The sequence below is a fragment of the Streptomyces sp. NPDC049879 genome, assembly GCF_044461265.1.
In the GTDB taxonomy this organism is placed as follows: Bacteria; Actinomycetota; Actinomycetes; order Streptomycetales; family Streptomycetaceae; genus Streptomyces.
In genome coordinates this window covers 68,611-85,248 of record NZ_JBITKT010000011.1, presented here as the reverse complement: position 1 = coordinate 85,248, position 16,638 = coordinate 68,611, and the positions used below count along the sequence as shown (strand labels likewise).

Sequence of the window (16,638 nt, the reverse complement as noted above, 5' to 3'; positions counted from 1 at the left end):
CGGGCGCGGGCCCCGGCGTCAGGCGTGGTCGGCCACGCCGTAGGCGATGCCGTCGAGGATGTCGTGCTCGCTCACGACGACCTCCGACGCGCCCGTGCGCTCCATGACGCGGCGCAGGATCAGCGCGCCCGCGCCGATGACGTCCACGCGGCCCGGGTGCATCACGGGGATCGCCGCGCGCTCCGCGTGCGTGGCGGCGAGCAGCCGGTCGGTGGTCTCGCCGACCTGGCCGACGCCGATGCGCGCGTGGTGGATGGCGCCCGGGTCGTACGCGGTCAGGCCGAGGGCGATCGCGGCGACCGTGGTGACCGACCCGGCGAGGCCCACCAGCGTGCCCGCCTCGGTGAGCGGCACCCGCTCGGCGGCCAGGTCGAGGGCGGCGTCGATGTCGGCCGTCATGGCGGCGACCTGTGCGTCGGACGGCGGGTCGGCGACGGCGCCGTCGTCGCCCGTGAGGTGGCGCTCGGTGAGCCGGACGCAGCCGATGTCCACGCTGCGCGCCGCCCGTACGCCGCCTGCGCCGAGGACGAACTCCGTCGAGCCGCCGCCGATGTCCGTCACCAGGTAGGTGTCCTGGGCGAGTTCGCGGGTGGCGCCGGTGAACGACAGGGCGGCCTCCTCGTCGCCCGTGACGACCTCGGGGGTGACGCCGAGGATCTCCCGCACGCCGCGCGTGAAGTCGTCGCGGTTGGCCGCGTCGCGCGTCGCCGAGGTGGCGACGAAGCGGACCCGCTCGGGCGGCACGCCGTGCGCCCGGATCGCGTCGGCGTACGCGCGGCAGGCGGCGAACGTGCGCTCCAGCGCCTCCGGGGCGAGCCGCCCGGTGCGGTCCACGCCCTGGCCGAGGCGCACGATCTCCATGCGCCGGTCGAGGTCGGTGAGCAGCCCGGTGCCCGGGTCGGTGCGGGCGACGAGGAGGCGGATCGAGTTGGTGCCGCAGTCGATGGCGGCGACGGACGTCATGCGGGAAGGTCCTCTCCTGAACCCGTGCTGCTGCTGTCGGCGGCCCCGCGCGGGACGCAGGGCCCCTTGCGCCACCACTCGGGCAGCATCGCCAGCGCCTCGTCGCCCAGCGGGTTGACGCCTGGCCCGGCGGCCAGGGAGTGCGCGACGAGGACGTGCAGGCACTTCACGCGGTCGGGCATGCCCCCGGCGCTGGGGAAGCCGGGGAGGACCCCGATGGCGTCGCGCCGGGCGATGTAGTCCTCGTGGGCGGCGCGGTAGGCGGCGGCCAGCTCCGGGTCCTCGGCGAGCCTGGCCGTCATCTCCTTCATCACGCCGTTGGCCTCCAGCGTGCCGATGGCGGACGCGGCGCGGGGGCACGTCAGGTAGTACGTGGTGGGGAACGGGGTGCCGTCGGGCAGCCGGGGGGCGGTCTCGACGACGTCGGGGTTGCCGCAGGGGCAGCGGTGGGCGACGGCCCGCAGCCCGCGCGGGGGGCGGTCGAGCTGGGCGCGCACGACGGCGGTGTCGGCGGCGTCGGGGGCGGTGGGTGTCGTCTCCACGGGGAACTCTCCGGTCACGGCTCATCGGGGGCGCGGACCCGTCCCGCCGTGCCGCGCGCGGCGGTCACGGTGTGGCGTCCGCGCCGTCGGCGCGGTCGAGTCCTTCCCACATCTTCTCGTGCCACGGCCGCTCCCCGGCGGCGCCCCTGTTCTCCAGGCGCTCGCCCTCGTCCGCCTCTGCGGTGTCGCCCGGGTCGGGGATGACGTAGCCGACCTCGCCCGGCAGGACGAACAGGAGCCGTTCCCTGGCCTGCCGCTGGACGTACGCGTCGTCCTGCCAGCGCGCCTTCTCGTCGCGCAGCTCGGCGACGCGGTCGCGCGCCTCCTCGGCCTGGCGGCGCTGGTCGGCGATCTCGGAGCGCTGCTGGATGTACTGCCGCAGCGGGTACGCGAGGGCGACGACGAGGGAGCAGATCACCAGCGCGAGGACGGCCGCGCGGCCGGTGAGGCGCACCCGGCGGGGCCGGGGGGTCAGCCTGCGGGTCTGCGCCTGGTAGACGCGGGCGGCGGCCTGTTCGCCGAGCGCCCGCAGTCTGGTGGCGGTGGAGAACCGGTCGCGCTCCGCGGCCACGTCGCCTCCCGTCCCGGCCCTGCCGTGTCGCCGTCTCGTCCGTGCACCCGTCCCCGCCACCGTACGGGACGGAGGGCGGGGAGGGGCGCTGGGGACGGGTGGTGGCGGGCGGATGTCGCGCCCGCCGGTGCCGTACGGGTCAGCCGCGGAAGCGCGGGAAGGCGGTGCGGCCCGCATACACGGCGGCGTCGTCGAGGATCTCCTCGATGCGCATCAGCTGGTTGTACTTGGCGACGCGCTCGGAACGGGCGGGCGCGCCGGTCTTGATCTGGCCGCAGTTGGTGGCGACGGCGAGGTCGGCGATGGTGACGTCCTCGGTCTCGCCGGAGCGGTGGGACATCATGCACTTGAAGCCGTTGCGCTGGGCCAGCTCGACGGCGTCGAGGGTCTCGGTGAGGGAGCCGATCTGGTTCACCTTGACGAGCAGCGCGTTGGCGGAGCCCGCGTCGATGCCGCGCTGGAGGCGCTCGGGGTTGGTGACGAACAGGTCGTCGCCGACGATCTGGACCTTGTGGCCCAGGGTCGCGGTGAGGGCCTGCCAGCCGTCCCAGTCCTCCTCGCTCAGCGGGTCCTCGATGGAGACGAGGGGGTACGCGTCGACCAGCTCCGCGTAGTAGGCGGTCAGCTCCTCGGCGGTGTAGGCCTTGCCCTCGAAGGTGTAGACGCCGTCGGAGAAGAACTCGGTGGCGGCTACGTCGAGGGCGAGCGCGATGTCCTGGCCGGGGGTGTAGCCGGCCTTCTGGATGGCCTCGACGATGAGGTCGAGCGCCTCGCGGTTGGAGCTGAGGCTCGGCGCGAAGCCGCCCTCGTCGCCGAGGCCGGTGCCGAGGCCGCGCTCCTTGAGGACCTTCTTCAGCGTGTGGTAGGTCTCGGCGCCCCAGCGGACGGCCTCGGAGAACGACTCCGCGCCGATCGGGGCGATCATGAACTCCTGGATGTCCACGTTGGAGTCGGCGTGCGCGCCGCCGTTCAGGATGTTCATCATCGGCACCGGGAGCTGGTGCGCGTTGGGGCCGCCGAGGTAGCGGAAGAGCGGCAGGTCGCGGGACTCGGACGCGGCGTGCGCGACGGCGAGGGAGACGCCGAGGATGGCGTTGGCGCCGAGGGACGACTTGTCGGCGGTGGCGTCCAGGTCGAACATGGCCTGGTCGATGAGGCGTTGCTCGGTGGCGTCGTAGCCGACCAGCTCGGGGCCGATCTGCTCGATGACGGCGAGGACGGCCTTCTCGACGCCCTTGCCGAGGTAGCGGCTCTGGTCGCCGTCCCGCAGTTCGAGGGCCTCGAAGGCGCCGGTGGAGGCACCGGAGGGCACCGCGGCGCGGCCGGTGCTGCCGTCGTCGAGGCCGACCTCGACCTCGACCGTGGGATTGCCTCGCGAGTCCAGGATCTCGCGGGCGACGACGACGTCGATGGACGGCACGTGGGTCTCCTTCTGTCACGGGGCCTGGTGCGGCTGCTGGGCGCGGGGCTTCTCGGCGCCCGAGCCCTCTGAGCCTAACCGGCCCGTGGGCCGCCACCGCCCCTCAGCTCGCCAGGTCCGGCTGAACATCCGACGAACTCGCAGCTCAGCGGGGGTGCCAGCTTTTTGTTTATCCAGTGAAGAAAACCCGGTGCCCGGGGGTCGTGCGACCCCCGGGCACCGGGCCTGTACCCTCCGCGCGCGGCGGACGGCTCAGAGCACGAACTGCTGGCCCGGGAGGATCAGGTCCGGGTCGCCGCCGATCACGTCCTGGTTGTCGGCGTAGATCTGACGCCAGGTCGTGTCGTGGGCGGCGGCGATGGCCGACAGGGTGTCGCCCGGCTCGACCGTGTAGTCGCCGGTGGCGGCGGGGGCGGCCTGCTGCACGACGGGGGCCTCCTCGACGGGCGCGGGCGCCTCCTCGACGGGGGCTTCCTCGACGGGGGCTTCCTCGACGGGCGCCGGGGCCTCCTCGGCCGGGGCCGGCTCGCTGCCGCCCAGCTCGGGGGCGGGACCGCCCGCGGACAGTCCGGCCTGGGCGCCGCAGACCGGCCAGGCGCCGGGGCCCTGCATGGCGAGCAGGTTCTCGGCGGCGGCGATCTGCTGCTCCTTGGTGGCCTGGTCGGCGCTGGCGGCGTACTGCGTGCCACCGGCCGCCGCCCAGCTGGACGCGGAGAACTGGAGGCCGCCGTAGTAGCCGTTGCCCGTGTTGATGGACCAGTCGCCGCCGGACTCGCACTGGGCGACGGCGTCCCAGGTGTCGACGGAGGCGGCGCTGGCGCCGGTGGCGCCGATCAGCGGCACGGCGAGGGCCGCGCCGGTCACACCGGCGGCGGCGGCGAAGCGTACGGGCCTGCCCGGACGGCGGTGACGGCCCTTGGCGGAGGAGAAGCGCATGACGTTCCTTCTCACCGACGCCTGCGAGGTGAGCTGTCGGGTTCGGGCTGGTGAGTGCCCGGCCCCGGATGCCCTGCGGCGTCCGGGACTTCACCCCTAGCCGTTCCGTACGGTGCGTACGGCGCGGCGTCCGCGGCCCGGCCATGACGGCCGCCGGGTCGCGGGTTCGGGTCCCCCGCTCCTGCCCGCGGTGGTGCGGTGGTGGTCCCCCGGACCGGGGCAGGATTCGGCGTGGTCGGTCCGGGCGCCCGGCGGTGAACCGGGCGCAGGACACTAAACACACGTCGCCTAACGATTCAAGAACGATCAAGATCGTCCGAGATCGGTAAAGATCGCCACAATGCCGCGTCGCACTCGCGAACACCCTGAATCCGCGCAGGTCATGCGGCAATCGGACAGGTGGGACGAGAGGGGCGGAACGGAAGGCGGGAGAGACGATGCTCACACCCCGCACGCCCTCGCGGACCCCACCCCGGGCGCCCCCGCCGTTCAGGCCGCGGCGGACCTCAAGTACGCGCGGCGACGCGGGGAGATGGCGACGGTATCGCCCCCCATGTCGGATTTGTGAAAGGCGGCCGCGCCCCGGCGGAACGGGAGGACCGCCCCCCGCAGCGCGCGGCGCCCCTGCGCGGAGACGGGCGCGGCCGACTCCTCGGGACCGCCCATCTCCTCCTCGGCCTGCGCCTCCTCGGCCTCCTCGGCCCAGTCGACGTCGTCGCCGTAGTCCTCCCGGTACTCCGGCCGGAGACCGGCCCGCGCGGCGAACCGCCGGGCGCCCGCCCTCCCGGCTGCCGCCGCCCCGGCACCGCCGTCCCTGACCTGCCACGGACGACGCTGACGACCAGTCCCCGAGCGCATTTTGTAGGGCCTCCCTGAACGAACATGTACGAACACTGTTGCGGCTGAGGGGAACCTAGCCCTCCCCACCACTCGATCACAAGCCGATCCCACAGAGATCACGCGCGGATCACACTATTGACGCGGGGTCACCCGTCCCGGCCCGAACTCCACGGGCAGGGCGCGGAGTCCGCGCATGATGAGGCCGCCGCGCCAGCGCAGCGCCGACCAGTCGCCGCCGGGGCGCAGGTCGGGCAGCCGCGCGAGCAGGATCTCGAACGCCGTGCGGGCCTCCAGGCGGGCCAGGGGCGCGCCCAGGCAGTAGTGGATGCCGTGCCCGTAGCCGAGGTGCGGATTGTCGGCGCGCGCGAGGTCGAGGCGGTCCGGGTCGGTGAAGCGCGCCGGGTCGCGGTCGGCCGCGGCGAGGACGACGAGGACGGGGTCGCCGCGTTCCACCGCCTGCCCGCCGAGCGTCAGCGGCTCGTCGGCGAACCGCCAGGTGGCCAGCTCGACCGGCCCGTCGTAGCGCAGCAGTTCCTCGACGGCGCGCGCGGCGCGGTCGCCGCCGTCGGCCGCGTCCGCCGCGAACAGGCCGCGCATCGCGTCGAGTCGGCCCGGCGCGCGCAGCAGGGTGTGCAGCCCGTTGCCGATGAGGTTGACCGTCGTCTCGAAGCCGGCGAACAGGAGGATGAACGCCATGGCCGCGGCCTCCTCCTCCGTGAGCTGCTCGCCGTCGTCGGAGGCGCGGATGAGCCCGGAGATCAGGTCGTCGCCGAGGTCGGCGCGCTTGCGGTGGATCAGCTCGGCCAGATACGCGCGCATCCGCTTCACGGCCCGCCCTACGCCGCCGCGCCTGCCGGTGGTGTGCAGCATCATCCCGGCCCACGCGCGGAAGTCGTCCTGGTCCTCGCGCGGGACGCCCAGCAGGTCGCAGATCGCGAGGATGGGCAGCGGGAAGGCGAAGTCGTCGATCAGGTCGGCCGAGCCGCGCGCGGCGAACCCGTCGATCAGGGCGTGCGTCAGCTCGCGCACCCGGGGCTCGAACGCCGCCACGCGCCGGGGCGTGAACGCGGCGGACACCAGGCGCCGCAGCCGCGTGTGGTCGGGCGGGTCGATGTTGAGCAGGTGCGTCATGACACCGGCGCCGCGCTCGCCCGGGATGCCGACGCGGCCCCGCGCGTGGGCCTCGGCGGTGTGCGCCCCCGGGTTCTTGCTGAGCCGCGGGTCGGCGAGCGCGCGGCGGGCGTCCGCGTAGCGCGTCACCAGCCAGGCCTCGACGCCGCTCGGCAGCGTCGCCCGGTGCACCGGCGCGTGCTCGCGCAGCCAGGCGTAAGCGGGGTACGGGTCGGTGGCGAAGGCGGGGTCGAAGAGCGCGGGCGGCGCGTCCCCGCCGACCGGGCAGCGCGGCTCAGGCACCGGACGGCTCCCGCCGGTCGGGGATCACGGCCGAGACGCGGAAGCCGCCGCCGTCCGTCGGCCCCGAGACGAAGCCGCCGCCCAGCGCCATGACGCGCTCGCGCATGCCGAGCAGGCCGTTCCCGCCGCTCGGCAGGCGCGCGCCGGGGACCTGCGCGCCCTCCGGGGCGTCGTTCTGCACCAGCACGGCCACCTCGCCGTCGCGGTGCGCGAGCCGGACGCGGGCGGCGGCGCCCGCCGCGTGCTTGTGGACGTTGGTGAGCGCCTCCTGCACGACGCGGTAGGCCGTGGACTCGACCGGCTCCGCGTAGCCGCGCGGCTCGCCCTCCACGGACAGGTCCACGGACATGCCCGCCGCGCGCGACTGGTCGATCAGCGCGGCGAGCCCGTCGAGCGCGGGCCCCTCCGGCGGCGGGACGGCCTGGGGTCCTGGGGCCGCGGGCGGGCCGGTGGGCGCGGGGCGGGGCGGGGCGGCGACGAGGGGCTTGTCGGCGGCGCGCAGGACGCCGAGCATCGTGCGCAGTTCGGTGAGTGCCTGGCGGCCCATGTCACCGATGAGGGTGGCGTTGCGCGCGGCCTGCTCCGGGTCCCTGGGCGCCACGGCGGCGACCGCGGCGGCGTGCACCACCATGAGGCTGACGCGGTGCGCCACCACGTCGTGCATCTCGCGGGCGATGCGGCGGCGTTCCTCTCCCCTGGCCCACTCGGCGCGCTCCTCGGCGCGCTCGGCGAGGAGGACCAGCTCCCGTTCGAGCCCGCCCGCGCGGTCGCGCAGGGACTCGACGAGCCGCCGCCTGGCCCGTACGTACATGCCCAGCAGCACGGGCGGCACGACGAGGACGACGGCGAAGATCCCCGCGACCAGCGGACGGAACCAGGCGGGCATCGGCTGCGCGTCCAGGCCCGGGTCCTGCTTCAGCAGCAGCAGCGTGACGGCGAACGAGCCCGCCGCCTCCGCCGCGGCGAGCGCGCCGACGAGGCGGCGGGGCGCGTCCGTGGTGGCGAGGGTGTAGAGGCCGACGACGGTCAGGACGTCGCCCATCGTCGTGGGCAGGATGGCGATGGCGATGAGGATGACGGTCAGCGGGCGTTTGCGGCGGATGACGACCGTGCTGCCCGCGACGATGCCGAACAGCGCGACCAGCACCGGCGGCAGGCCCGTGCGCTGCGCGAAGTTGAGGCCCTGCATGACGCACTCGGCGGCCGACACCAGCGCGAGCCCTATGTCGAGCGCCGCGCTGCGCCGCCGCGTCCACCACCACAGCCGGTACCCCCCACCGGCTGTGGTCTCCTCCCCCGAAGTGTTCATGCCGACCAGCCTACGGGCGGGATCGGCACGTTTTCAGGAGGGTGCGCGGGGCCGCGGCGGGGCCGTCCGGCCGTCGCGTGGAGGGGGGCCGGGCTGGCATAGTGTGGGGTGTCCGGCGGGCGGCGGGTGATTGCAGCCGTTCTGGCGGGCGTTGCCATCCCCTGTGGTGTAATCGGCAGCACTGCGATTTTTGGTGTCGTAAGTCCAGGTTCGAGTCCTGGCGGGGGAGCCTCAGTGGCCCAGGTGGCGCAGGCAGAGCTGTTCGTCCGCTCTGAGCTGGAGCACCAGCGGGTCGTACGGGCCGCGGTCGGCGGTCAGGTCGTCGGCGAGGCGGCGTATCTCGGGCAGGGCGCGCTCGTACTGGGCGGTGTCCAGCAGGGTCGCGGCGTACTGCTTGCGCAGGGTGCGTACGACGGGTGACGTCTCGCCGAAGCGCTGCGCGGCGGCCGGGAGCGTGCGCCGCAGCAGGTCGGCGACCTCGTGGTAACGGGCCTGGGCCAGCAGCTGCTTGATCTCCTCCAGGCTCGCCGTGAGGTCGGGCTCGGGGGCGGCGTGGCGGGGCGGCCAGGGGGCGAGCGGGTGGCGCAGCGGGCGGGTGGGGTCCAGCGGGCTGTCCGCGCCTGTGCCTGTGCCGGGGCCCGCGGTGTGCAGGAGTTCGGCGAGGGGGACGAAGAGGGCGGCCGCGCTCCGGGGCCGGTCGGCGGGGTCCTTGGCGAGCAGTTGGTGGATCAGGTTGGCGAGCCCGGCGGGGAGGTCGGGGCGCAGCCCGGCGAGGGGGACGGGCTCCTCGTGCAGCTTCTTGTAGAGGAGGCCCGCCGGGTTGGGCGCGGTGAACGGGACGCGGCCGGCCAGCAGTTCGTACCCGATGGCGCCGAGCGCGTACAGGTCGGCCGCGGGGCCGACGGGGCTGCCGCCGACCGCCTGCTCGGGGGCCATGTAGACGGGCGTGCCGAGGAGGGTGCCGGTCCGGGTGAGGCGCGCCTCGTCGGTGTCGTCGGTGACGGCGGCTATGCCCAGGTCGAGGACGGTGATCCGGCCGTCGGGGCGGACCATCACGTTGCCCGGCTTGAGGTCGCGGTGGACGATGCCGAGGGCGTGCACGGCGGCGAGCGCGGAGCAGAGCTGCGCGAGGACGGCGACGGCCCAGGGCCAGGGGTACGGGTCGTGCTCGGCCAGGTGGTCGGCGAGGTCCGAGCCGTCGACGAGCTGCATGACGAGGAAGAGTTCGGCCCCGTCCTGTCCCGCGTCGTGGACGACGACCAGGCCCGGGTGGTCCACGCGGGCGGTGGCGCGGCACTCGCGGAGGAAGCGGTGGCGCAGGCTGTCGGCGTCGCCGTGGCCCGAGCCGTCGGCGAGGCGTTCGGCGTCGAGGAGCTTGACGGCGACGCGGCGTCCGCCCAGGGCGGTGTCGCGGCCCGACCAGACCTCGCCCATGCCGCCCTTGCCGAGGGGTTCGGTCAGTTCGTAGCGGCCCGCGAGGAGACGGGGGGAGGTCACCGGCCCTCCTGGCGGCGCAGGTACTCGCCCAGTTCGTCCAGTTCGGAGGCGACCTGGCGCATGCGGGACGAAGTGGAGGGTGACGGGGTGGGGGTCGCGTGCGGGGTGGGGGTCGCGTAGGCGCCGGGCGTGGGGGGCGGGGTGGGGTGGGGGGTGCCGTAGGGCGACGGGAGCGGCTGCTGCTGCGGGGGGTGGGCGCTGTGGCTCGGCAGGTAGCCCGTGAGGGCGGCGTGGACGCAGGCGCCCAGGATGAGGAGGACGGTGTAGGTCCCGCCGATGGCGCCCGCGGTGCCGTCGTTGTCGCTGGGGATCGTGATCAGCATGGTCAGCTCGCCCGCCGACAGCACCCCGTAGAGGGTGGCGAAGAGCCAGTCGGAGCGGCGTCCGCGGCGGGTCGCGATGTGGAGGAACGGCACCCAGGAGAGCACCCCGAGCGACAGGAGGGGCACCACGGCGAAGAGCCACCGCAGGACCTCGGCCCGGATGTCCCGGCGGGGCGGTGGCGGGGCCGTGGGCGGACCGTACATCGCACCCCCATCGGGTATCCGTTCGAGCGGTGCGACATGTCAGGCACCGCGGATCTGGATGATAGCCCTCCCCGCCGGGCGCCGTTCAGGGTCCGTCGTCGCCGGGCGGGAGGGTGCCCTCGGTCAGTCCGTCCACGGTGCCCTGCGCCAGGCGGCGGCCGAGTGCGGCGGCCTGGGCGAGGGCGTTCTCGAAGGCGGCCAGTTCGGCGAAGCGGCTGCCGTAGCGGCGTTGCAGGGGCAGCGGGAGCCGGGGGACCTTGAGGCGGCGCAGGTCGATGCGTCCCGCGGAGGAGGCGTAGCTGCTGGCCTGCCGTGTGTTGGCGCTGCCGCGCAGGAATCCGGCGAGGAACCACGGGTCGAGGGCGGTGGGGTCGGGGCGCAGCAGGCCGGTGTGGCGTTCGGGGGTGGTGCCCGCGTCGCTGTCGGGGACGACGTACGGGGCGGCGCTGCCGTCGTGGAACAGCGGGACCAGGATGTCGCCGGGGCGGGTGGGGGGTGGGTCGGTGGGGTGCAGTTCGAGGGCGCCGGAGCGGGCCAGTTCGCCCACAGTGACCGTCGACCAGTGCGGGGCGCCCGCGGGGACGTCGCCCGGGGGTACGGGCACCGGTGCGAGTTCCAGGGTGCGGCGCAGGGTCTCCTGGAGGTCGCGCTGCACGGCGGTGAGGGCAGAGCCGCCGGTGGTGTGCCCGGGTGGGGGCAGGTGGCGGGCGGGGGTGAGGTCGACCTCGTCGTCCAGCAGGTCGATGACGGGTAGCGCGCGGTGCACACCGGGGCGTGCGGGGAGGTCGCCGTCGCGGTCGAAGGCGGTCCAGGCGGTGAGGACCGTGCGGTGCAGGGCGGGCCAGTCGAGGCCGTCACCGGCGCGGGCGCCCGGGGCGCGGGAGGTGACGTTGCCGGTCTCGACGACCAGCAGGCGCGGTTCGGCGGCGGTGGGGGACGTGGGGTCCGGCTTGCGCAGGACCCACAGGTGCAGGGGCAGGCTGTGGGGCGGGGCGGCGCCGGTGGGCAGGGCGATGACGGCGCGCAGGGTGCCGCGGCGCAGGAGGCTGGAGCGCAGGCGGCGGCCGGTACGGCGGGCGGCGACGGCGGGCGGCATGAGGATGACGGCGGTGCCGCCGGGGCGCAGGCGGGCCAGGGTGTGCTGGAGCCAGGCGAGTTCGGACTCGGTGCGGGCGGGGAGTCCGTACTCCCAGCGCGGGTCGTAGGACAACTCGGCGTGGCCCCAGTGGCGTTCGTTGAACGGCGGGTGGCACAGCGCGGCGTCGGCGGCGAGTTGGGGGAAGGCGTCGGCGAGCAGGGTGTCGCCGGGGCGGACGCGGACGCTGTGGCTGCCGTGCAGGGCGAGCCGCAGTCCGGAGAGGTGGGCGAGGAGCGGATCGGCGTCCTGGCCGTGCAGTTCGGGGGGCGGGGTGCCGTCGGCGCTGCGGGCGGCGGCGAGCAGGGTGCCGGGGCCGCAGGCGGGGTCGTACACGGAGTCGGCGGGGCCGGCGAGGGCCGCCATGAGGGACGCGACGTCGGGCGGGGTGAGCGTCAGCTGGCGGGCGGCGGCGTCGAGATGGCGGCCCAGCAGGAAGTCGAACGCCTCGGCCGGGCTCGTCCCGGCGGCCAGGCGCGCGGTGGCGTCGGCGGCCTCGTCCGCGCCGCCCGGGGGGCGGTCGCCGTGCTGGAGGAGCTGGTCGCCGAGGCGGGCGACGGCGGCGGCGGGGCCGTCGCGGTCGGACTCCACGAGCTGCCAGAGGCGTTCGCGCAGGGGGACTTCGGCCAGCTTTCCGTGGGCGCGGAGCCAGCGTTCGACCTCCGGGAGGGCGAACGTGGGGCTGGTCTCCGTACCGCCCACGGGCTGGGGGAAATGGTCGTAGCGGCGGCGCCAGTTGCTCACCGCCGCCCGCCCTACTCCGGCGAGCCGGGCGATACCGGCTGCGGTGACCTCCGAGGTGTGGCCCGGCACGTGACTGCCTCCTGTCGGCTGCGCGGTGGGATGACCTTACCCACAGTTCCCGGGTTTTCGATACACAGCATGGCGAAGGCCGTTCACAGACTTGCCTGTTGACTCGATTCACAAGCCGTGTTCTCATTGACCCGTCGGCCCGAGGGGGTCGGCGTTGACTGAGGGAGGGAACCTGACATGGTCAGGACCAGGAAGCGGATGACGGCCGTTGCCGCGATCGCCGTGGCGGCGCTCACCATGGGCGGCGCGCTGACGGCGTGCTCCAGTGAGGACGACGGCGACTCCGCTTCTGCGCAGGAGACTTCGGGCTCGGAGTCGGGGGGCCAGGAGGACGAGGAGCAGGCCGGGGCGGAGCCTTCCGAGGACGCCGACGCCGCCGAGGACACCGGCGACGCGGCCGCAGAGGAGGAGGCTCCGGCGGGTGGGGGCACGTACGGCGCGGGCGAGGGCGTACCGTTCGACGGCGACGTGACCGTCACCGTCTCGGCGCCCGAGCCCTACACGCCGGACGAGTACGCCGTGGGCCACACCGAGGGCAACAGCGCGTACGCCGTGACGGTCACCGTGGAGAACTCCGGTTCCGAGGTGTACGACACCGACATGCTGTTGGTCACCGCGCGGGCCGGTGACGACGGCGTGGAGGCGGAGGAGATCTTCGATGAGACCATGGGGTCCGGCTTCGGCGGGGCGCTCCCGGCCGGTCAGACGGCCACCGGGCAGTTCGCCTTCGACGCGCCCGCCGACGCGGCGGCGCTGAACGTCCTGGTCGAGGACATGGACGACTTCGAGAGCAACGGCGAGACCTGGACCCTCACGTTCTGACCCCCGCGCTCCGAACACCACTGCGCCGCACGGCGGCACCGGCCCACGCCGGGCGGACGGGACCCCCGTGTCCCGCCGCCCGGCGTCCGTGTGCGCGGGCGCCTGTGAGCCTCACGGGGCGCCGCGTCACGCGCCGGACCACGCCTGACCGGTGGTCCGCGTATCCCGTCGCGGGTTCACGCCACCGGGCGCCGTGCATCGCGAGGCGCCGTATCCTCCGCGCGGTGGCGCTCCCGCCCGGAGCAGGCGCTGTTCAGCGCCGTCCAAGTCGCACGGTGAACGGCCGTGCCACCAAACCCGCAGTGCGGAACGGCTCTCGCCGACCACCGCGTGATGGCCGGGCACCACCCCACCGACGACCAGGCCGGATGTCGTGGCGCAGGCGGGGTCCCGGAGGGATCGGGCGCCGGGCGGTTGTCCCCCACCTGTGTGACGCGCAGTTCGGCACCGCCCAGGTCGCGCAGCAAGCGGCCGGCACCCCGGCCCGCATTGACGAACGGGCTCGCCGACCGCTGTGTACGTCGGCGCAGAACGGTCGTCACCGGGTACCGCGCCGGGTGTCGTCGGGCTGGCGGGTCCCCGGAGGGTGTCAGGCGCCGGGTGTCGGGCGGTTGTCCTCCACGTGTATGAGGCGCAGTCGGGTGCCGTCCAGATCGCGGAGCGAGCGGCCGTGCAGGCCGATGCCCAGGTCCGAGCCGTCCGGACCGGCCGCCGCGTCGTCGGGCGCCACGTACGTGAGGACGTCCGGGTGGTGGCCGGTGATCACCCAGCCGCGCCCCTCGCCGAGGGATATCACCCCGAAGTCGCCCGCCGGGGAACCGGCGTGCACGGGGCCGAACTCCCCCAGTATCCGGACGGCCTGGCGCGCCAGGTCCTCCTCGGGCCGCACGAGGACGACGCAGGTGCCGTGGGCGAACAGCGCCCAGGACTTGTCCGGCGCGTCGAGGATGCCGCGCCAGGCGGCGACGAGCTGTGCGGTCCCCACCGGGCTGTCCGGGGCGTCGGCGTCATTCATGCGCCCCATCCTGGCGCAGGGCACTGACAACGGGCCCGACCGTCCCGCACGTGACGCCCAGCGCCGCGAGGTCCTGCGGGCGCGGGCGCAGCTGGTCGGCCGTTGCGGGGGCCTCGTCCGGCGTCCGTTTGAGGATGGCCGCCGCGCCCTCCGGCGCGATCACCGCGAAGTAACTGTCCGGCACCGCCCACGTGTTGCCGGGCGGCGCCAGCGCCAGCGCGCCGCCGGAGCCGCCCTCGCCGACCAGGAGCCCCGTCACCGGCACCGGGGAGGTGGCGACGGCCGTGAACACGTCGGCGATCGCCGGGCCCGCGCCCGCCCGTTCGTCCTCCGGGCCGTTGGCCGCGCCCGGGGTGTCGATCAGGGTCAGCACCGGCACGCCGAGCCGCCCCGCGAGCCGGATCAGGCGGGCGGCGGTGCGGTAGCCCGCCGGGGTGGTGCGCGTCCCGCGCTGGGCCGCGTAGGCGACCGTACGGCCCGCGCGGCTGCCGAAGCCGCACAGCATCCCCGGGTCGGTGCCGCCGCAGCGGTCGCCGCTGACGGGCTCGCGGACGTCGAAGTACGCGTCGAGGTACGCGTCCGCGCGGGGCCTGCCCGCCGCGCGCGCCCTGGTCACGGCCTCCCAGCCGCTGCGGGGCAGCAGTTCGGGGGGCGCAGTGGTGCCGGAGCCAGGCGGTTCGGCGGGGGCGAGCGGGTGCGGCGGCGCCAGCAGGGCGACCAGGCGGCCGAGCCTGGCGGGCAGTTCGTCCGGCGCGACGACGGCGTCCACGTGCCCCGCCGCGTACTGGGCGCGTGCCGTGTACGCCGCCGGGTCCGCGCCGGGCGGCCGCACCCGTGAACCGGCGAAGCCGATCTGCGCCCCCTCGACGGCGAGCACCACGTCCGCGCCCGCGCCGAGGACGGCCCAGCCGCCGCCCGTCGTCGGGTCGCGCGCGACGGCGACCTGCGGCAGCCCGGCGGCGCGCGTACGGGCCGACTCGGCGGTGAGGCGCTGGAGTTGAGCCAGCGCGCGCATGCCCTCCTGCATGCGGCTGCCGCCGGTCGCGAGCAGCGAGACGAGGGGGACGCGGCGTTCGCGCGCGGCCTGGTGCGCGGCGGCGAGCAGGTCGCCGGTGCGCTCGCCGAGCGAGCCGCCGAGGAAGCCGAACTCGAACGAGACCAGCACGACGTCGCGCCCGCCGATCCGCGCCGTGCCGCACACCACCGACTCCGCCTCGCCGGTGCGGCGCGCGGCGGCGGCGCGCGCCGCGTCGTAACCGGCCCAGCCGATCGGGCCGTCCGGCGGGCCGGGCGTACGCGGTGGTGCGGTGGGCAGGTCGCGGAAGTCCTCGGCGACGGCTGCCGCGGCGGCGCGGGCGCCGGGCTCAGGCATGGAGGGACCGCTTCAGGATCTTGCCCATGTCGTTGCGCGGCAGGGCCGTCAGGTAGCGGACGACGCGCGGGCGCTTGTGCGGGGCGAGGAGCGCGGCGACGTGTCCGGCGAGCGCGTCGGCGGTGGGCGGGCTCGCGGGGTCGGCGGGGACGATCCAGGCGACGATCCGCTCGCCGAGGTCGGGGTCGGGCTCGCCGGTGACGGCGGCCTCGCGGACGCCGGGGTGGCCCAGCAGCGCGTTCTCGATCTCGCCCGCGCCGATCTTGTAGCCGCCGCTCTTGATGAGGTCGGTGGCGCGGCGGCCGACGATGCGGACGCGGCCGTCGGCGTCACGCGTGGCCATGTCGCCGGTGCGGAACCAGCCGCCGGGGGCGAACGCGGCGGCGGTGGCGTCGGGGCGATTCAGGTAGCCGGTGAAGAGGTTGGGCCCGCGCAGCTGGATCTCGCCGACGGACTCCGCGTCGTCCGGCGGCAGTTCGGCCCCCGCGTCGTCCACCAGGCGCAGCTCGACGCCCGCGAGGGGCGTGCCGACCGTGCCGGGGGGCGCGTCCGCGTCGTCGAGGCGCACGGAGGTGTTCATCAGCGTCTCCGTCATGCCGTAGCGCTCGACGACGCGGCGGCCGGTGGCGCGGGCGATGGCCTCGCGGTCGGGGGCGGGCAGCGCGGCGGAGCCGGAGACGAGCAGCCGGGCGCCGGCGAGGGCGCGGACGAGGCGTTCGTCCCCGTCCAGTTCGGCGGCGATGCGGTGGTACATGGTGGGGACGCCGAACAGCATCGTCCCCTCCCCCGCGAGCGCTTCGGCCGCCGCGCCGGGCGAGAAGCGGCCCAGGTGGTGGAACGCGGCGCCGCGCCGCAGCGGGCCGAGGACACCGAGGATCAGGCCGTGGACGTGGAAGAGGGGCAGCGCGTGCACGAGGACGTCGTCGCGCGTCCACTGCCAGGCGTCGGCGAGGGCGTCGAGGTTGGCGCGGATCGCGCGGCGGGGCAGGACGGCGCCCTTGGGCGGGCCGGTGGTGCCGGAGGTGTAGACGATCAGGGCCGGGGCCTCGTCGGGGGGTTCGGGGTACTGGGTGCCGGGGGCGCGGGCGGCGATGTCCACGTCCGTACGGGGCAGGGCGGCGGCGGGGCCGGGGAGCCCGGCGCCGGGGGCGGCGAGGAGGGCGGCGGGGGCGCTGTCGCCGAGGATGTGGGCCAGTTCGGCGTCGCCCGACTTCGGGTTGAGCGGCACGGCGGGCACCCCGGCCAGCAGCGCGGCGGCGACGGCGACGACCGTCTCGGGCGACGGCGTGGCCCAGACGGCGACGGGCCTGCCGGGCGTGAGCCCCTCCGCGACGGCGCGCGCGGCCCCGGCGAGCGCCGCGTGGCTGAGCGTCAGGCCGTCGAAGCGCGCGGCCGGGCGGTCCGGCGGCACGGCGGCGGAGAGGGTGGGCAGCAGCGGGGTCACGTTCGTTCCTCCCGTGGGT

The 16,638-nt window shown here is 75.5% G+C and carries 15 protein-coding genes, 1 tRNA gene and 1 riboswitch; of the genes, 2 read left to right on the top strand and 14 right to left on the bottom strand.

Annotation, left to right across the window (positions count from 1 at the left end; genetic code table 11):
• Nucleotides 1-18 precede the first annotated feature (18 nt).
• The 8 genes from ACIBPC_RS29445 to ACIBPC_RS29410 form a co-directional block, all read right to left on the bottom strand.
• Nucleotides 19-963 (bottom strand): exopolyphosphatase, encoded by a 945-nt coding sequence (locus ACIBPC_RS29445; protein WP_398848873.1) that lies wholly within the window; start codon nucleotides 961-963, stop codon nucleotides 19-21.
• Nucleotides 960-1,523 carry a DUF501 domain-containing protein gene (locus tag ACIBPC_RS29440; protein ID WP_398848871.1) on the bottom strand — a complete coding sequence of 188 codons (564 nt, stop codon included), beginning with the start codon at nucleotides 1,521-1,523 and terminating at the stop codon, nucleotides 960-962. The genes ACIBPC_RS29445 and ACIBPC_RS29440 overlap by 4 nt, the downstream gene beginning before the upstream one ends.
• 46 nt (nucleotides 1,524-1,569) lie before the next feature.
• The gene (locus ACIBPC_RS29435; RefSeq protein WP_362957889.1) at nucleotides 1,570-2,076 is read right to left on the bottom strand and encodes a septum formation initiator family protein; all 507 of its coding nucleotides are present in this window, start codon (nucleotides 2,074-2,076) and stop codon (nucleotides 1,570-1,572) included.
• Between the two features lie 139 nt (nucleotides 2,077-2,215).
• A complete protein-coding gene (eno, locus tag ACIBPC_RS29430; RefSeq protein ID WP_362957892.1) occupies nucleotides 2,216-3,496 on the bottom strand; it encodes a phosphopyruvate hydratase in 1,281 nt (426 codons plus the stop codon).
• 252 nt (nucleotides 3,497-3,748) lie between these two features.
• Nucleotides 3,749-4,432 (bottom strand): transglycosylase family protein, encoded by a 684-nt coding sequence (locus ACIBPC_RS29425; RefSeq protein ID WP_398848868.1) that lies wholly within the window; start codon nucleotides 4,430-4,432, stop codon nucleotides 3,749-3,751.
• Between the two features lie 3 nt (nucleotides 4,433-4,435).
• Nucleotides 4,436-4,566: riboswitch (cyclic di-AMP (ydaO/yuaA leader) on the bottom strand.
• A 355-nt stretch (nucleotides 4,567-4,921) separates the two neighbouring features.
• Entirely contained in the window at nucleotides 4,922-5,290 is a 369-nt protein-coding gene (locus ACIBPC_RS29420; RefSeq protein ID WP_362957897.1) for a hypothetical protein, read from the bottom strand.
• 114 nt (nucleotides 5,291-5,404) lie between these two features.
• Nucleotides 5,405-6,685, bottom strand: coding sequence for a cytochrome P450 (locus ACIBPC_RS29415; RefSeq protein WP_398848866.1), 1,281 nt, complete (start codon nucleotides 6,683-6,685; stop codon nucleotides 5,405-5,407).
• On the bottom strand, nucleotides 6,678-7,994 hold the full coding sequence (locus tag ACIBPC_RS29410; RefSeq protein ID WP_398848864.1) for a sensor histidine kinase: 1,317 nt from the start codon (nucleotides 7,992-7,994) through the stop codon (nucleotides 6,678-6,680). The genes ACIBPC_RS29415 and ACIBPC_RS29410 overlap by 8 nt, the downstream gene beginning before the upstream one ends.
• A gap of 157 nt (nucleotides 7,995-8,151) precedes the next feature.
• Between ACIBPC_RS29410 and ACIBPC_RS29405 the strand changes: the two genes are divergently transcribed.
• Nucleotides 8,152-8,223: transfer RNA gene (locus ACIBPC_RS29405), tRNA-Gln, on the top strand.
• 2 nt (nucleotides 8,224-8,225) lie between these two features.
• Here the strand turns inward: ACIBPC_RS29405 and ACIBPC_RS29400 are convergent.
• The 3 genes from ACIBPC_RS29400 to ACIBPC_RS29390 all read right to left on the bottom strand — a co-directional run bounded on the left by ACIBPC_RS29400 (nucleotide 8,226) and on the right by ACIBPC_RS29390 (nucleotide 11,966).
• Nucleotides 8,226-9,491 (bottom strand): serine/threonine-protein kinase, encoded by a 1,266-nt coding sequence (locus ACIBPC_RS29400; protein ID WP_362957906.1) that lies wholly within the window; start codon nucleotides 9,489-9,491, stop codon nucleotides 8,226-8,228.
• A complete protein-coding gene (locus ACIBPC_RS29395) occupies nucleotides 9,488-10,018 on the bottom strand; it encodes a hypothetical protein (RefSeq protein ID WP_398848862.1) in 531 nt (176 codons plus the stop codon). Before ACIBPC_RS29395 ends, ACIBPC_RS29400 begins: the two co-directional genes overlap by 4 nt.
• 85 nt (nucleotides 10,019-10,103) lie before the next feature.
• On the bottom strand, nucleotides 10,104-11,966 hold the full coding sequence (locus ACIBPC_RS29390) for an N-6 DNA methylase (RefSeq protein WP_398848860.1): 1,863 nt from the start codon (nucleotides 11,964-11,966) through the stop codon (nucleotides 10,104-10,106).
• Between the two features lie 177 nt (nucleotides 11,967-12,143).
• Between ACIBPC_RS29390 and ACIBPC_RS29385 the strand changes: the two genes are divergently transcribed.
• On the top strand, nucleotides 12,144-12,788 hold the full coding sequence (locus tag ACIBPC_RS29385; RefSeq protein WP_362957915.1) for a DUF4352 domain-containing protein: 645 nt from the start codon (nucleotides 12,144-12,146) through the stop codon (nucleotides 12,786-12,788).
• A 589-nt stretch (nucleotides 12,789-13,377) separates the two neighbouring features.
• On the opposite strand, the gene ACIBPC_RS29380 is transcribed toward ACIBPC_RS29385, so the two are convergent.
• From ACIBPC_RS29380 to ACIBPC_RS29370, 3 genes are read right to left on the bottom strand one after another with little or no spacing between them, the layout of a single operon-like run.
• Nucleotides 13,378-13,803, bottom strand: a complete 426-nt coding sequence (locus ACIBPC_RS29380) for a hypothetical protein (RefSeq protein ID WP_398848858.1) — start codon at nucleotides 13,801-13,803, stop codon at nucleotides 13,378-13,380.
• Nucleotides 13,796-15,175, bottom strand: coding sequence for a carboxyl transferase domain-containing protein (locus ACIBPC_RS29375; RefSeq protein ID WP_398848856.1), 1,380 nt, complete (start codon nucleotides 15,173-15,175; stop codon nucleotides 13,796-13,798). The genes ACIBPC_RS29380 and ACIBPC_RS29375 overlap by 8 nt, the downstream gene beginning before the upstream one ends.
• Nucleotides 15,168-16,619, bottom strand: a complete 1,452-nt coding sequence (locus ACIBPC_RS29370) for an acyl-CoA synthetase (RefSeq protein WP_398848854.1) — start codon at nucleotides 16,617-16,619, stop codon at nucleotides 15,168-15,170. Before ACIBPC_RS29370 ends, ACIBPC_RS29375 begins: the two co-directional genes overlap by 8 nt.
• Between the last annotated feature and the right edge of the window lie 19 nt (nucleotides 16,620-16,638).

Coding starts and splice junctions, on each gene's coding strand:
- ACIBPC_RS29375 (WP_398848856.1), bottom strand. CDS start 15,175: ATGCCTGAGCCCGGCGCCCGCGCCGCCGCGGCAGCCGTCGCCGAGGAC.
- ACIBPC_RS29425 (WP_398848868.1), bottom strand. CDS start 4,432: ATGCGCTTCTCCTCCGCCAAGGGCCGTCACCGCCGTCCGGGCAGGCCC.
- ACIBPC_RS29395 (WP_398848862.1), bottom strand. CDS start 10,018: ATGTACGGTCCGCCCACGGCCCCGCCACCGCCCCGCCGGGACATCCGG.
- ACIBPC_RS29445 (WP_398848873.1), bottom strand. CDS start 963: ATGACGTCCGTCGCCGCCATCGACTGCGGCACCAACTCGATCCGCCTC.
- ACIBPC_RS29380 (WP_398848858.1), bottom strand. CDS start 13,803: ATGAATGACGCCGACGCCCCGGACAGCCCGGTGGGGACCGCACAGCTC.
- ACIBPC_RS29420 (WP_362957897.1), bottom strand. CDS start 5,290: ATGCGCTCGGGGACTGGTCGTCAGCGTCGTCCGTGGCAGGTCAGGGAC.
- ACIBPC_RS29385 (WP_362957915.1), top strand. CDS start 12,144: ATGGTCAGGACCAGGAAGCGGATGACGGCCGTTGCCGCGATCGCCGTG.
- ACIBPC_RS29410 (WP_398848864.1), bottom strand. CDS start 7,994: ATGAACACTTCGGGGGAGGAGACCACAGCCGGTGGGGGGTACCGGCTG.